Origin of the sequence: Roseibium sp., assembly GCF_965229775.1 — a bacterium.
Classification (GTDB): Bacteria; Pseudomonadota; Alphaproteobacteria; order Rhizobiales; family Stappiaceae; genus Roseibium.
Map to the genome: position 1 here is coordinate 4,041,429 of NZ_OZ245929.1, position 15,613 is coordinate 4,057,041.

A 15,613-nucleotide genomic window follows, 5' to 3' on the forward strand; every position below is an offset into this window, starting at 1 on the left:
ATCTTCCAGCCGATTGTTTTCTCCCTTGTCATCCCTGCACCCGCTTTCGCGGGCGTAAACTCCGGCAGGGATCCATTATTCGCTTGTCCGAGCGTCCTGATCGATTGCTGTCCACACGGGATACTGGTTCCCGGTCTTGCCGCTTGCGCGCCAAACCGGGATGACAATCTGGAGCTTGTCGTTTTGGTCCACCGTGTCATTGCACCGCCCTCCAGGATCAGCCCGCGCGCGAAGGGACCAAACGCCACTATCCGTTCTTGCGTCATCCCGGACGCAGCGCAGCGAAGATCCGGGATCGGTGAGCCACGATTTTTTAGCCGCGTCGAGGCTCGGGCTCCCCGCCTTCCGGTTCGCGCTGCGCTTGACCGGAATGACGAATTGATGGCTGGAAATCGCCTGCGGTTCGTCCACGAGCCGGCAAAATAGCGCAAACAACACACTGAAATGCTGACTGCACCCCCGGCTTCAAACGGAAGGCGGCGGGATGGAACCCTGTTACCCGATCAGCCAGATGCCGCCGAGGACGAACAGCGCCAGGAACACGGTCTGGGTCACCACCATCCAGATCGCCGGACCGCCGACCTCGAGGAGCTTCGGGATCGAGGTCTTCATGCCGACGGCGGCGATGGCCGCCAGAAGCGCCCAACGCGAGACCTGGCCGGCCAGCTCCTTGGCCGTTTCGGGAACGAGGCCGAAGGAGTTGAACGCCGCCAGCACAAGGAAGGCGATCACGAAGGCCGGCATCAGGGGCGGGCGCGAAGTGCCGGGCTCCGCGCTGCCGCGCAGGATCAGGGCCGCGACGAGAACGATCGGCGCCAGCAGCGTCACGCGGATGAGCTTGACGAGCGTGGACAGGTCCCCGGTTTCTTCCGAAACGGAGAACCCGGCACCGACCACCTGCGCGACATCGTGAATGGTGCCGCCGAGGAAGACGCTGGTGGCATCGAGCGACAGGCCGAGATTGCTGGTCAGGATCGGGTAGACGATCATCGCCAGGGTGGACAGGACCGTCACCGTGATGACCGTGAAGGCGAGGTCACGTTCTGCATGTTTGCGTTTCGGCAGGATCGAGCCGATCGCCATCGCAGCCGATGCGCCGCAAATGGCGACCGCACCGCCGGACAGGAAGGCAAACAGCCGGTCCTTGCCGAAGAGGTTCCCGATCATCAGCGAAAAGGCGATGGTTGCCAGGACACCCAGAATGACCAGCAGCAGGAAGGGGAGCCCGAGGGCTTCGACCATCTCGATGCTGATCCGAACGCCCAGAAGCGCGACCCCGATGCGCAGCAGCGTCCTGGCGGCAAAGGCAATGCCTTCCGACGTGCGCTGTTCTTCGGAAAGAAAGTTCAGCGGCATGCCGAGCAGGATCGCCATCAGCATCGCGGGCGCGCCGTAATGCTCGTTCAGGAATTGCGCTGATATGGCGACGAGCCCGGCAATGGCGATGCCGGGAAACAGGTCGCTTGCCCGGTGCTTGAAATTGTCCAGCATGGGGTTCCTGTTCAGGGTCGGTCGATCGGAAGTCCGCTTGGAACACTGTCGGGGATCCCGAAAGGGGGATTGGAAACGGAGGCCGTTCCCGTCAGGGCTTTCAGAAACGCAACAAGGTCGGAGACTTCGCGGTCGGTGAGGTTGGTCGGCTCTACATCCCGGAACCGGGCGTGTCTGGCCATCTCACGTTTGTCATTCCAGACGACGAAGTCAATGGCTTCCAGCCAGGGTGCGTCAGGAAGCGCGGCCTTTTCCGGTTGCCAGCTGGCCAGCATCCCGTCCGGATCGAGGTGGTGGCGCACGATGCCCTCGAGCGTCGGATAGGCACCGTTGTGGCCGTAGGGCGCCGTCAGCTCGACATTGCGCAGCATCGGCGTGCGGAACCGGTAGGCATCTTCCAGGCGGTCGCTTTCCCCCATGCGGCCGACATCGCGCACCATCGGGTCGAACCGGCGTGTGCGGCCCGGGCCGAAAGGCGGCAGGCCGAGCGCGTGGAATTTCTGGTCGCTGAGAAGCTTGCCCGAGTGGCAACCGGCGCAATTCGCCTTGCCGTAAAAGAGGTCCAGCCCGCGTTTCTGATCCGCGGCAAGAGCGGTGCCGTCGCCGGCAAGATACTGGTCGAAGGGGCTGTCGAAACTGGTCCACTCGATCGCCTGGAAGGCAGCCAGTGCATTGGCGATTTCGGCAATCGTGACCTGTTCGGGTTCCTCGATATGGTCAAACGCCTCAACGAACATCTGTCCGTATTCGGGGATCACCCGGACCCGTTTGGCAAGGATCGGCCAGGAGGCGTCGATCCGGTCATGGACCGCACCGGCGATCTCGTTTTCCTTCGGATTGCCGGCCATCTCGAACTGGGCGACGAGCGGAAAGATCGCCTGGGCGCCCAGCAGCGTTTCAAGGCCTTCGGGCAGCCATTCCTCGGCGGGCGAGTTGAATCCGTTTTCGTAGTCTTCGGAAATGGAAAGACGGCCATCGTGGAACAGCGTGTGAAGCTCTTTTGCCCCGAGATTCCAGAGACCTGGCGCGTTTCGCGGAATCCGTTTCTTAATCCGGTTTTCAGCGACCAGCGCGGTCCGGTTCCGTCCAAGTCCTTCACCGCCTTCGCCAATGCCCAGGGAGAGCCCGTCACCGGTCCCAAGCGTTGGATGATGGCATGTTGCGCAGGCAATATTTCTGTTGCCCGAGAGGATCTTGTCGTAAAAGAGGAGCTGACCGAGCGCGGCCTGTTTCCTGTCGAAGGCAATGAAATCATCCGCGCCGAGCGGCGCGGGCAATTCAGCCGAAATGGCCGGTGCCGAGAGAAGAACGACAAGAGGGATTGACCGAAGCAGATGAGAAAGATGCTTGAAGCCGCCGTGTTCGGCCTCGTTCTGTTGGCGATGCCTGCGCATGCCGAGATCGAGGCGGCGCGCGACCTGATGGAAGCGGGACAGTTTGAACAGGCGAAGAAGGAACTCTGGCCGGCGGCGCGCTCCGGCAACGCGGACGCCGAGGAACTGATCGGCGTCATGTACGCGATGGGGCTCGGCGTGGAGCGGGACGACCAGCGGGCGTTCGAATGGTATCTCAGGAGCGCCATGAAGGGGCATCCGGGCGCGCAATCCGGTGTCGGCTGGTACTACGAGGTCGGCCGCGGCATGCCCGCTCCCGATCTCGTGCGCGCCTACATGTGGTACACGCTGTCCGCCATCGGCGGCGACCCCGATGCCGCGATCTCGCTGGAAGAGGTCGTCAAGAAAATGACCAAGGATGAAATTGATAAGGCGCATATTCTGGTCGATGACTACAAGGTCTGGATGTATCCGTTCCGGTAACGCGGTCCGCCTCTTCCAACGTCATCCCGGCCAAGCGGAGCGCGTGCCGGGATCGGGGTGCTTCGGAGCCACGCTCGCGCCCTATGATGACGCTTGTTGACAGTTGCAAGCCTTCCCATGGCTCGGCCCACTGCTGTCCGGTTTAGGATACGGACCCTAACCCGGAATTGATCAGGCGTGGCGGTCCGCAGTCAATGAACTTGTCATTCCGGCTGAAGCAAAGCGGAAGGCCGGAACCCGGTAATCACCTGTTTCTCGTTCTTCGCACAACCTAGGGTCATCTGGAGTACTGGTTCCCGGTCTTGCCGCGCTTGCGGCAAACCGGGACGACAAATCTGAGAGACAAGTCTGTATCCCGGTTTGGCACCGCACAGCAGTGGGACACGCCCTGCAATGACGGTATTCCCCGCCCGGTGTCGCACCTGATCGAGACAGGCATGACACCGGGCTCAAGGGTTTAGTTCACGTCGGCGTCGCGCGCACCGTTGATGTCGGTTTCAGCTGCCTTGACGGCCTCTTCGAGCGCACCGAAGATTTCCCCGCCACGGCCGACATTGGACTTGAACCAGTCATAGACCGGCGAAGCGGCTTCCTTGAAGGCGGCCTTTTCTTCCGGCGTCGGCACGTAGAGATCACCACCGCCGGCCACGAAGTCCTCATAAGCCTGGATGGACTTGCGCTTCGGAGACGCGAAGGTGGCTTGCTGCAGGGCGTAGAACCCGTCGACAACGACACGGCGCATGTCTTCCGGCATGGACAGGAACTTCTCGTTGCTCATCCACCACAGCGCGCCCATGTAGGCATGGCCGTCGAGCGTGACATATTGCAGGCCGGCATCCGGGAATTTCATGCCCATGATGTCGGTGATGCCGTTCTTGGATCCTTCAACGACGCCGGTCTGGAAGGAGGTGAACAGCTCCGGCCACGGGATCGGCGTCGGAGACGCACCGAGCGCCTTCACCAGCTCCTGCGGCAGGTCGGCGACGACCGTGCGGATCTTCAGGCCTTCCATGTCGGCAGGGGCGGCGACGCGGCGCTTGGTGTTGGCAAAGTTCCGCCATCCGCCGGTGTTGCCCACCGTCATCAGACGGATCGTGTTGTCGGAATCTTCAAGCGCCATCGCCCGCATGGTGCGCACGAAATCGCCGGAAAGAACGTGCTCGGCGATACGGTCATCGGACATCATGTAGGGCAGGTCGAGGACCTGAACATACGGGAAGATGCCGGAAGCGCCGCCCGATGTTGAGATGTAGATGTCGATCGCGCCGCCGGCAACGCCCTGAAGGCACTCGGCGCCGTTGGAGCAAAGCTGCGTGCCGATGAAGAGTTCGACTTCGATCGCGCCGTTGGAAGCGGCTTCGACGAAGTTCTTGAAAACGACAAGACCGTCATAGTCTTCATCGTTTTCGTTGGAGTTGGCGGTTGCGCGCAGCGTGTAGTCCGCGGCAACGGCACTCAGCGACGACCCGGCAAGCATTGCCGCGACGGTGAGTGTTTTCAGGGCAGATTTGAGCATCAGGTACCTCCCATATTAAGCTCAATATCAGTTGGCAAATCCGGTCAATCGCGGGATCGTCATCGAAAGTGCCGGTATGTAGGTGATCAAGAAGATCACCGCGATTTCCACCGCCAGGAACGGCAGAATGGCTTTTGCAATGGTTTCAACCCTTTCTTTTGAAACCGATGCGGCAACGAATAACACCAGTCCCATGGGTGGCGTGGCAAGACCGATGGTCAGGTTCACGCTCATGATGATGGCAAAATGAATGGGATCAACACCCAGTTCCACGAAAATCGGGCCCAGGATCGGTCCGAGAATGATGATGGCAGGGCCTGCATCCAGGAACATGCCGACCACGAACAGAAGCAGGTTGATCAGGAACAGCAGGATCAGCGGGTTCTCCGACAGGGACAGCACGAAATCGGCCATGATCTGCGGCGCGTAGCTGAGACTGACGACGGTCTTGAACGCCATTGCAGCACCCACCAGCAGCAGGACGACGGCCGACGTGATGCCGGCCCTGTTCAGGATGCCCGGAATTTCCTTCATCTTGATGGAGTGCAGGACGAAGAACCCGATGAGCAGGGCATAGGCGACGGCCACCGCCGCGGCTTCCGTTGGCGTGAACACGCCGATCAGGATACCGCCGAGAATGATGATCGGCGTCTGCAGCGGGGCAACGGCCTTCTTGCACACCATCCTGAAATCGTCCGAAACGGCACCGCGAAGGCCCATCAGGATGAAATGCGAAATCGCCAGCAGTGCGACGAACAGGATGGCTGTCATGCCACCTGTCAGCTCCAGTGACATCTGGCCGGAAATCGCGAAGGCGATGGCAAGCAGAACGGACGCAAGATTGATGCGCAGGAGCACGAGCGAAACCCAGTATTCCACCGGTGCCATCTTCTGCCCCGGGTTCACGATCCGCTGCGCCTTGGGCAGATCGTATTTGTCCGCCATGAGCCGCACCACGAGCATCAGCCCGATACCCACCATGACGCCCGGCACGATGCCGGCCAGGAACAGCGCGGCAACGCTCTCGCCCATGACATAGGCGTAGATGATCATGATGCCGGACGGCGGAATGATCGGTCCGATCACAGAGGAGGCCGCCGTGACGGCAGCTGCGAAGCGCCGCGTGTATCCCTGCTTTTCCATGGCCGGGATCAGCATGGAGCCGAGCGCGGACGTATCGGCGACCGCGGAACCGGACAGGCCCGCGAACAGCATGGAAGACAGGATGTTCACATGCGCAAGGCCGCCGCGCAGATGCCCCATGAGCGCCTGGCTGAATTCCACCAGGCGGGTGGTGATGCCCCCCTTGTTCATGAGCTCGCCGGCGAGCATGAAAAACGGAATCGCCATCAGAGGAAAGCTGTCCATACCGTTGTAAACGTTACGGTAAAGCAGTGTGATGTCGCGCTCCTGACCGCTCATCCACAAAAGGATGCCCGGTGCTGCGAGCAGGCCGAAAAACACCGGCAGCCCGATCATCAGGAAGAACAGGAAGACAGGAAGGAACCAGATCAGCATCAGTCAGCCCCCGCCATGTCTGCGTCCGGAATGGCCGGCAACTGGTCGTCGCCGCCGACAATCGAGATCACGCTCCGCAGGATCAGCTCGATGTTCACCAGGGTGAGCAGGATCACGCCGACAAAGAGGGACGTCATCATCCAGCTCCGCGGCACCCGGATCCACTCTGTGAGCGTCAAACTGCCGGGAACGTAGAGAGACGCCGTGGCGAATTTGCCGCCGAACCCGGTCACTTCGGCATAGCCGATCTGTACGGCGATCACGAGAACCAGGAGCGATATCAGGAGCAGAAACAGCGAGAGCAGTTTTCCGATGGACCGGGGCAGGGCGTGTCCGAGCATGTCGATCGCCACGAAGCCGCCGCGCCGGAAGGCGGTCGGTGCCATCAGGCCCGTCATCCACAACATGCAAAAACGCGCCGCCTCGTCAGGCCAGGGCAGCGCGTTGTTGAACACGTAACGGAAAACCACCTGTATCAGGATCGCCAGGACCATCAAGGCCACGGCAACGATGCCTATCGCTCGGCCGACTCGCAAAAGCTGCGAATTGACGAAAGCAAGCGGTGCAAGAACCGCCAGCAATGCCCCCATCCGGGCTCCTCCCTAGTACTTCTTTTGTCACCGGGCGGGGTCCGCCCGGCATTGGACTCCTATTCTGGAGCGATTTGTCCGAGTTTGCCCGCAAAAAATGTCAGCGCCTCCCCGTGACGCATTTCTGCCTGCATGACCTGTCCCAGGACGATCAGGTGATCGCCGCCCTCATAGGCGGCAAAACGCTTGCATTCGAACCGCGCCAGGCAATGGTCCAGAAGCGGCACGCCGTTCTCGTCGATCGTGTGCGGCAGCTGGTCGAAGGCGTGGGCGTTTCTGACGAACCCGTTGCACACTTCGGCCTGATGGTGGCTGAGAACATGGATGGCGTAGTATTCCGCCGTTTCGAAATACTGGAACCGGCGCGATCCCTTGTCCGGCATCCACAACACCAGCGGCGGGTCCAGCGAAACCGACGAGAAGCTGTTTGCGGTGATCCCGACCGGGCCGTCGTCAGACCCCGTCGTGACAACGGTGACACCCGTTGCAAATCGGCCGAATGCATCGCGCAGAAGACGGGTATTGTCCGTGTGCGGCGCAAAGGTAACGGGATGATTGGCGTTTTGCATGGTCATCAGGGTACCTCGTTTCCAAGGGCGGCTTCGTAGAGCCGGTACCAGGTTTCACGATCCAGTGTGACTTTCAGCGCATCGGAGATCCTGGCGATGCGCTCGATGTTGTTCGTCCCCATGACGGGAAGAAGCTTGGCAGGGTGGGCCAGCAGGAAGGCAACAGCGACCGCCGACCTGTCGACACCGAAGGCCCCGGCGATCTCGTCCATGACCGCGCCGAGCTGTCCGCTTTCGGTGATCAGCGATCCGCCACCCAGTGGCGACCAGGCCATGAGCTTCGTGCCGAGACGCTGGTGAAAGGCGAGGTCGCCATTGGTGAAAGGAGAAATCTCGGCAAGCGAAATTTCGATCTGGTTGGTCACGAGCGTGCTGGACATTGCCGACTGCAGCAGCTCCCAGTCCCATGGACGGAAATTGGAGACGCCGACATTGCGGACCTTGCCGCTCTTGACGAGATCGTCGAGCGCTGCGCCGGTTTCATGGTGATCCATGAGCGGGTCCGGACGGTGAATGAGCAGGAGATCGATCGTGTCGATGCCCATTTCGCTCAAGGACGTCTCGACCGATTTCTCGATATGCGCACGCGAGGTATCGTAGTGTTTCACCTTCGCGTCGGCGTAGCGGCCGACCGGGGCGACGATGTCGCATTTGGTGACGATTTCCATGCTGTTGCGCAGGGCCGGGTTGGCTTTCAGCGCGCCGCCGAGAACGGCCTCTGCCGCATAGCCGCCATAGATGTCGGCCTGGTCGAAGGTGGTGATTCCCTGATCGAGACAGGCCTGGATCTTCTTCTCCACATAGGCCGCGGACGTATCGGAATCGTCCCCAAGCCGCCACATGCCGTAGATCAGGCGGGAAAATTCCAGAGTGTCGGAAAGTTTGACACGTTCCATTAGCGGCGGACTCCATTGCCGAGCGGGGTTGCTGGTTTATCGGCCGGAACCCGGCCGTAAGCGTGGGGCAGGGAGCAGGTCTTCAGGTTCGGCAGCACGCGTGCACCGAAATGCTTTGCCTCTTCGATGTGCGGGTAACCGGAGAAGATGAACGCCCGGATGCCCATCTTCTGATAGGCCTCGATCTTGGACATGACCTGGTCGGTCGAGCCGACAAGCGCTGCGCCGCATCCCGAACGGGCCCGGCCGACGCCGGTCCACAGGTTCGGCTCGATGTAACCGAACTCGTCGGCGACTTCGCGGTTCTTGGCCTGATGGCTGACGCCGAGCGACTTGGCGTCGAGCGCCCGCTCGCGAATGGCCGTGCCCTGGTCATCGTCGAGCTTGGAAACGATGTAGTCGGCGTATTCCTGGGCTTCCTTTTCCGTGTCGCGCACGATCATGTGCACGCGCAGACCGTAGTCCAGCGTGCGATCGTAATTTTCGGCAACCGCGTTCACGGCCTTCATCCGGCCTTCCAGCTCCTCGACCTTTTCCGGCCACATCAGGTAGACATCGCAATGCTGGCCGCACAGTTCCAGAGCCGCCGGAGAGTAACCGCCGAAGTAAAGCAGCGGACCGCCGGTCTGGTAGGGTCTAGCAGGATCGGTCGTCAGACCGGCGAAGTTATAGACTTCGCCTTCGTAGTTGATCTCGTCTTGCGTCCAGGCCTGTTTCAGGATCTCGACAACTTCGCGCGAGCGCTGGTAGCGGTAACCGCTGTCGGCCTTTTCACCGGGAAAATCTGAGGAAATGATGTTGACCGTCAGCCGGCCCTTGAGCATGTGATCCAGCGTCGCGATCGTTCTGGCGAGCATGATCGGCTGCATCTCGCCGCAGCGCACGGCGGCCAGCAGGTTGATCTTCTCGGTGATCGGAGCGCAGCCGGCGACGAAGGACAGCGTGTCCTGGCCGACCTGGTACGAGGACGGGCACAGGATGTTCCGGAAACCCTGTTCCTCGGCGGTCTTCACGATCTGCGAGCAGTGGTCCCAGGAGGAACGCAGATCGCCCTCCGGAACGCCCAGGAACTGATAATCGTCGGAACACAGCGCAGAGAACCATGAGACCTCTGCTGCATCCAGATCCGGCGATGTCACTGGGACAACTGTCATAAAATTCCTCCTTGGGGATGTCCGAGCGGACACGGGCCCTAACACCTTCATTTCGATCGGCTTTGCCCGATTGCGGCTCGTGGGGAGCCCTTTGCGGGGATCGAACTTTCGTTTGATTTCGAACGGCTTCACTTTACCGTCGATTTATTCTTGCTTATCATCCGGTTTGATGTAAATCAATAGTGTATCAATTTTAAAAATCAGAGCCCCTGACCACCATGCAAACATCGTCGCAGACCTCGAATGCGCTGCCGCTTTATTTGCAGATCAGCGAGCTTTTGATCAGGGATATCGCGGCGGGACGGCTGATCGACGGCGAACGACTGCCACCCGAACGCGACATGGCGGACGAACTGGGAATTTCCATCGGCACGTTGCGCAAGGCGCTCGCCGATCTTACGGAGAAAGGCTTACTGGAGCGCATTCAGGGCTCGGGAAACTACATACGCCAGGCCGGGACCCATGAAAGCATCTACGCGATGTTCCGTCTCGAGCTTCTCACCGGTGGCGGATTGCCGCGCGCCGACATTCTCAGTGTCGAGCGCACGCGCAAACCGGAGGAGTTTCCAGCTTTTGGCACGAGCGCGGAAGGCACACGCATCCGGCGTCTCAGATATCTGAATGACGTCATCATTGCAGTCGAGGAGATCTGGCTCGACGGCGATGCCGGTCACGTGAAGCGTGAACTGCTGTCGGATTCGCTCTACCGGTTCTACCAGAAACATCTCGGCTTCTGGATCGTGCGCGCGGAGGACCGGGTCACGATTGACGCCGTTCCGGAGTGGGCACCCGAACCGTTCACGCTCAAGCCCGGAACGATCACGGGATTCATCGAAAGGTTCAGCTGGGCGGACGGCCCTGAGCCTGTGGAATATTCACGCACCTGGTTCGATACGGCCAGGGCGCACTATGTACAGCGTTTGAAATAGGCAGGTCGGAAGAAATCTGCCGAGAAGGAGACTTTGATGCCTGCGAAGGTGAGATACGGGGTTATCGGCTGCGGGATGATGGGGCAGGAGCACCTGCGCAACATCGCCTTGCTGCCGGATACGGAAATCACGGTGATCTTTGAACCGGACACGGAGATGGCCGCCAGGGCGGCCGGGATCACACCGGGTGCGAAACTCGTTTCGTCGGTATCCGAGTTGCTGGACGTTCCGGAACTGGACTGCATACTGATCGCCAGCCCGAACCACTGCCATGTGCCGCAGATGCAGGAAATCCGGCAGAAGCGGCCGCTGCCCCTGCTTGTCGAAAAGCCGCTGTTCACCGACCCGAAGGAACACGCGGAACTGGAGGCGTTCAAGGCCGCTTATCCCGCCCCGATCTGGGTGGCGATGGAATACCGCTACATGCCGGCGATCGCGGCGCTGATCGACCAGGTGGAAGAGGCGACCGGCGGCATCAAGATGCTGACGATCCGCGAGCACAGGTTTCCGTTCCTGGAAAAAGTGGGGGCCTGGAACCGCTTCAACCGGTATTCCGGCGGCACCTTTGTCGAGAAATGCTGCCATTTCTTCGACCTCATGCGTCTGATGATGAAATCCGAACCCGTCCGCGTGATGGCATCCGCCGGTCAGGATGCCAACCACAAGGACGAGACCTATGACGGCGAGCAGCCGGACATTCTCGACAACGGTTATGTCATTGTCGATTTCGAGAACGGATCGCGCGCGCTGCTGGATCTGTGCATGTTCGCCGAAGGATCCAGGTACCAGGAAGAGGTTGTCGCGGTCGGTCCCACCGGAAAGATCGAGGCCTTTGTTCCCGGGCCCGGCCGTTTCTGGCCGGAGGATCTCGGCGAACCGCCTGTCGCGCAGCTTGTCGTTTCACCGCGCCGTCCGAAGGGACCGCGCACGCTGGAGATCCCGGTCGACCCGGCTCTCCTGGACGCGGGCGACCACAACGGCTCGACATTTTACCAGCACGAGAGATTTGTCGCGGTGGTGCGCGGTGAAATCGATCTGCCGGAAGTCACGCTGGAAGACGGCCGACGTGCGGTCGAGATGGGGCTTGCCGCGCAACAGTCGGCGCGCACGGGGCAGGTCGTGACACTGTCCTCCCCGGGTGTTTCTTCTGTCGCTTGCTGAAGATCCGGGTGTCAGTGAAAAGGGACATGGAGTTGCGGCGGTGACTTGCCGCTTCATTGGAAATTTGAACGGACCGGCGCGAATGCGGACGCGCCGGTCCGTATTTGCTACCAGCGGTCGACGGCACGCACGAGGGGGGCAGTATTCGTGCTGTAACCGTTACGCCCGCGGCGCAAATTGAATTCCTTGATCGCGACCTTGTACTCGCGCCCGTTATGCGTGTTCTTGCATTGCTGGGTGCGAAGCGCGAGGTTGTCGGGCACGCCCTTGTGGTTCTGCACGAGAACACAGAACAGGTCATAGCGGCCGTTGAGCGCGACCCTTTTCCGGGCTCCCTGCGCGAGAATGATCTGGCTGTGCCGGCTGAAGCTGGCGTCAAAGAGCAGGAAATTGCAGTATTTCGCCACGCCGTTAGGTGTTTGCGTGCTCTCGCAGATGAAGGTTTCAGCGGATGCCGGAGACGTTGAGAACGCTGCGGCGAACAGGGCCAAGCCGGCACCGAACAAGCTGGTTTTCAAGGCGTATTTACCTGGGAACATTGTCAAAACCTCCTAGCCTTACCGGGCTTCACAATCTGTGTCATGGTGGCGTGAGAGCAAACTAACGCGGCGTGCGTTTCCGCACCTGTGACGCAGGACACAGGCAATGCACGCGGTCGAGGACGGCTCTTGAGGGTCGATTGCAGTCGCTGGAAGTTCAGCCGGTGGCTGCATATCATCCGAATGGGTTCAATATGCATTTTCCGCCTTTGGGAGGGCCAGATGCGCAAGGCTATTTCGGTAATTCTGTCTTCAGCATTGATTGTGCAAACCGTATTTGTGAACGGCGCTTTCGCCGCTCCGGCGGTAACAACCGCCAACGTGAATTTCCGCCAGGGACCGGGCACAGGGTTCGGAACGCTTGGCACCGTGCCGAACGGAACCCCGGTCGAACTGGAAAACTGCGACGACACCGGCGCCTGGTGTTCGATCAGCTACAACGGCCAGAACGGGTTTGTCAGCGGCCGGTATCTGCAGCTGACGGAGCCTGAACAGACGACCGGATGGCCCCGCTCGTTTGAAACCGACGGCGGCGCCACCCTGATTCTTTACCAGCCGCAATTCACCGAATGGACCGACTTCAAGACGCTCAAGGCCCTGGTCGCCGCCGAATACATCAAGGACAAGGACGCCAAGCCGGTTTTCGGCGTGATCGGCGTCAGCGGCACGACGGTCGCCGATCCGCAGAACGGTGAGGTTGACGTCAGCGACATCCAGGTGACCCAGCTGGACTTTTCCTCCCTGGACAGGAGTTCCCTGACCGACCTCACCCTGCAGGTCGGCAAGATCATGCCGACGGGCACGGTAACGGTGAAGGAAGACCGGATTACCGCGGGTCTCGCCGAGTACCAGCGCATGGAAGATGTCGAGGGCCTGAATGCCGAGGCGCCGCCGATTTTCGTGGAGACCGAACCCTCGATCCTGGTCCAGACCGAGGGCGCACCGATCCTGGCACCTGTGAAAGGCGACCAGGGATTGAGCTTTGTGGTCAACACAAACTGGGACGTCCTGAAGATCGACGAGACCGAAGAGTTCTATCTGCGCGATGAAAAGTCCTGGCTCTCCACCAAGGATGTCGCCAGCGGCTGGCAGCCGGTGTCGGAGCTTCCGGACCTGATCAAGAACCTGCCGGATGACGACAACTGGTCGGAAACACGCGAGGCGATCCCGCCTCAGCCGTTCCCCGACAACAAGCCGCCGAAGATCGTGTACTCCGACAAGCCGGCCGAGATGATCGTCTTTGACGGAGAGCCCAAGCTTGAGCCTGTCGGATCCACGGATCTTGAATGGGCATCGAACACGGAGAGCGACGTCTTTTTCCTGAAGTCGACATCGACCTGGTACATCCTTGTATCCGGACGCTGGTTCAAGTCGGCGTCTCTCGACGGACCCTGGGAATTCACCACGCCGAGCCTGCCGCCGGAATTCCAGAATATCCCGGAAGACGCCCCTTATTACTCGGTGCTGTCATCCATTCCGGGCACATCCGAAGCCGCGCAGGCGCGCCTGAAGGCAAGCATACCCACAACGGCGCGCGTCGAGGTCGGGTCCGTGAGTGCGGACATCGCCTATGCCGGCGATCCGGAGTTCGAACCGATCGAAGGGACATCGATGTCCTACGCCGTCAACACCAATGATCAGGTGATTCAGGTCGGCGCGAAATACTACGTTCTTCAGGATGGCGTCTGGTTTGTCGGCGACAGCCCGGAAGGTCCGTTCGTCGTGGCAACTGCGGTACCGGACGAGATCTACACGATCCCGCCGTCGTCTCCGGTCTACAACACGACTTACGTTCGTGTTTATGAATCGGAACCGAATGCAGTCTGGTTCGGCTACACGATGGGGTATCTGACCGGGTTCCTCGCCTGGGGCGTCTTTGTTTACGGCTCCGGCTGGTATTACCGTCCCTGGTATCGCCCGGGCATTCGCCCCATCTATTTCCCGCGTCCCGTCACCTACGGAATCGGCGCGTTTTACAATCCCGTGCGCGGCACCTTCGGCAGGTATGGCTATGCCTATGGCCCGAGGCGCGGTATCGCCGGTGGTGGTATCTATAATCCACGCACCGGCGGATACATTCGCGGCGCGGCCATCAGCGGTCCGCGCGGAAGCGCCGGGTTCATCACGGCCTATAACCCGCGCACGGGCAACCGGATCGTCGCCGGCGGCGCGCGCGGCATCTACGGCTCCTGGGGCGGCGCGGTTGTCTCCGGCCCGCAGTGGTCGCGCACACGCGACATTCAGGCCGGTGCCGCCAAGCGCTGGAAGGAAAGCGGTGACCTCGGCCGCATCGGAAGCCTGGACCGCAGGGGCGATGTCTTCGCCGGACGCGACGGCTCGGTCTACCGCCGCGATGGCGAGAACTGGAAAAAGTTCGAGGGCGGACGCTGGGGCGATGTCGCCGCACCGTCGCGCGACAACATCCAGAACCGCCTGGGTGAGATCGGTGCCGGGGCGGCAATCGGCGCCGGTGCAGGCGCGGCCATCGCCAACCGTCCGGCGGGCGACCGGATCCAGAACCGGCCCAATGCCGGGCAGGGGAACTTGCAGCGTCCGCAGAACCGCCCCGCGGGCGACAGACCGAATGTAAACAGGCCGGCAGGTGACCGGCCGGCGGCGCAACGCCCGAGCACGCAACGGCCCGCCCAGCGACCGGCGACGCGGCCGGCCCAGACGAAAAAGCAGGCGCCCGCGCATCTCAATCGGGATCGGAAGGCGCGCAACGCGGGCAACAAACAGGTGAACCGGAACCGCAACGTTCAGCGCAACCGTCCACAGCAGACGCGCCCGCAACGTCAGTCCCGGCCGCAGCAGACGCGCCCGCAGCGTCAGGCGCGTCCGCAGCAGGCCCGGCCGCAACGGGGCGGCGGTGGCGGTCAGCGGCGCGGTGGCGGACATCGCAGGCGGTAACGGCGCTGCCTGCAGTTGCCGTTAGGCCGGGCCGGGCTCAGATCCGGGCCGCCAGATCCTTAAAGTGGCAGATCGCGGGCGTCCGCGATCGCCTCCATCGTCATGTAGGACGTAACCGTGTCCAGATCGACTTTCTCGATCAGGCGCTGGTAGACCCTGTCGAAGGCGTTCATGTCTTCGGCAACGACTTTCAGCATGTAGTCGTAGTCGCCGGCAACGCGGTAGAAGTCGATGACGTTCGGGATTGCCGATACCTCGTGCCGGAAGCTTTCCAGCCAGTCTTTGGAATGATGGCGGGTTCTGATCATCACGAAAACCGTCAGGTTGAGCCCCAGCAGCGCCGGGTCCAGCCGGATGGTATGGCTCTTGATCAGGCCGTTGTCGTAAAGAGCCTTCAACCTGCGCCAGCACGCGTTCTGTGAAAGCCCGACAATATCCGCGAGCTCCCTCTGTGAAAGACGGGCGTCCCGTTGCAGAGCCCGAAGCATCGCCCTGTCAATTTGATCGATTTTTTTCTCCATAT

The 15,613-nt window shown here is 61.1% G+C and carries 14 protein-coding genes; 4 read left to right on the top strand and 10 right to left on the bottom strand.

Going from position 1 to position 15,613, the window contains the following annotated elements; translation table 11 throughout:
- Positions 1-495 precede the first annotated feature (495 nt).
- Entirely contained in the window at positions 496-1,491 is a 996-nt protein-coding gene (locus ACO07N_RS18230; RefSeq protein WP_421982388.1) for a YeiH family protein, read from the bottom strand.
- Positions 1,492-1,502: 11 nt separating this feature from the next.
- The gene (locus tag ACO07N_RS18235; RefSeq protein WP_421982389.1) at positions 1,503-2,885 is read right to left on the bottom strand and encodes a cytochrome-c peroxidase; all 1,383 of its coding nucleotides are present in this window, start codon (positions 2,883-2,885) and stop codon (positions 1,503-1,505) included.
- On the opposite strand from ACO07N_RS18235, the gene ACO07N_RS18240 reads away from it, so the two are divergent.
- Complete coding sequence (locus ACO07N_RS18240) at positions 2,835-3,308, top strand: tetratricopeptide repeat protein (protein ID WP_421982390.1); 474 nt, start codon at positions 2,835-2,837, stop codon at positions 3,306-3,308. The two genes, ACO07N_RS18235 and ACO07N_RS18240, sit on opposite strands and share 51 nt — an antisense overlap.
- A gap of 457 nt (positions 3,309-3,765) precedes the next feature.
- Here ACO07N_RS18240 and dctP read toward each other — a convergent pair whose 3' ends face one another.
- Genes dctP through ACO07N_RS18270 form a run of 6 tightly spaced genes read right to left on the bottom strand, consistent with a single transcriptional unit; the run spans position 3,766 to position 9,551 of the window.
- Entirely contained in the window at positions 3,766-4,824 is a 1,059-nt protein-coding gene (gene dctP / locus ACO07N_RS18245) for a TRAP transporter substrate-binding protein DctP (protein ID WP_421982391.1), read from the bottom strand.
- A 27-nt stretch (positions 4,825-4,851) separates the two neighbouring features.
- A complete protein-coding gene (locus tag ACO07N_RS18250) occupies positions 4,852-6,342 on the bottom strand; it encodes a TRAP transporter large permease (protein ID WP_421982392.1) in 1,491 nt (496 codons plus the stop codon).
- Positions 6,342-6,932, bottom strand: coding sequence for a TRAP transporter small permease (locus tag ACO07N_RS18255; RefSeq protein WP_421982393.1), 591 nt, complete (start codon positions 6,930-6,932; stop codon positions 6,342-6,344). Before ACO07N_RS18255 ends, ACO07N_RS18250 begins: the two co-directional genes overlap by 1 nt.
- A 59-nt stretch (positions 6,933-6,991) precedes the next feature.
- Positions 6,992-7,507 carry a flavin reductase family protein gene (locus tag ACO07N_RS18260; protein ID WP_421982394.1) on the bottom strand — a complete coding sequence of 172 codons (516 nt, stop codon included), beginning with the start codon at positions 7,505-7,507 and terminating at the stop codon, positions 6,992-6,994.
- Entirely contained in the window at positions 7,507-8,397 is an 891-nt protein-coding gene (locus ACO07N_RS18265; RefSeq protein ID WP_421982395.1) for an aldo/keto reductase, read from the bottom strand. The genes ACO07N_RS18260 and ACO07N_RS18265 overlap by 1 nt, the downstream gene beginning before the upstream one ends.
- Positions 8,397-9,551: an LLM class flavin-dependent oxidoreductase gene (locus ACO07N_RS18270; protein WP_421982396.1), complete on the bottom strand. Its 1,155-nt coding sequence runs from the start codon at positions 9,549-9,551 to the stop codon at positions 8,397-8,399. The genes ACO07N_RS18265 and ACO07N_RS18270 overlap by 1 nt, the downstream gene beginning before the upstream one ends.
- Before the next feature lie 218 nt (positions 9,552-9,769).
- Here ACO07N_RS18270 and ACO07N_RS18275 point away from each other — a divergent pair, with 218 nt between their 5' ends.
- Positions 9,770-10,480, top strand: a complete 711-nt coding sequence (locus ACO07N_RS18275) for a GntR family transcriptional regulator (RefSeq protein ID WP_421982397.1) — start codon at positions 9,770-9,772, stop codon at positions 10,478-10,480.
- Between the two features lie 36 nt (positions 10,481-10,516).
- Positions 10,517-11,641, top strand: coding sequence for a Gfo/Idh/MocA family protein (locus ACO07N_RS18280; protein WP_421982398.1), 1,125 nt, complete (start codon positions 10,517-10,519; stop codon positions 11,639-11,641).
- Between the two features lie 107 nt (positions 11,642-11,748).
- On the opposite strand, the gene ACO07N_RS18285 is transcribed toward ACO07N_RS18280, so the two are convergent.
- Complete coding sequence (locus tag ACO07N_RS18285; protein ID WP_421982399.1) at positions 11,749-12,180, bottom strand: hypothetical protein; 432 nt, start codon at positions 12,178-12,180, stop codon at positions 11,749-11,751.
- 222 nt (positions 12,181-12,402) lie between these two features.
- On the opposite strand from ACO07N_RS18285, the gene ACO07N_RS18290 reads away from it, so the two are divergent.
- Entirely contained in the window at positions 12,403-15,090 is a 2,688-nt protein-coding gene (locus tag ACO07N_RS18290) for an SH3 domain-containing protein (RefSeq protein WP_421982400.1), read from the top strand.
- Positions 15,091-15,149: 59 nt separating this feature from the next.
- On the opposite strand, the gene ACO07N_RS18295 is transcribed toward ACO07N_RS18290, so the two are convergent.
- Positions 15,150-15,611 (bottom strand): Lrp/AsnC family transcriptional regulator, encoded by a 462-nt coding sequence (locus tag ACO07N_RS18295; protein WP_421982401.1) that lies wholly within the window; start codon positions 15,609-15,611, stop codon positions 15,150-15,152.
- Positions 15,612-15,613: the final 2 nt, after the last annotated feature.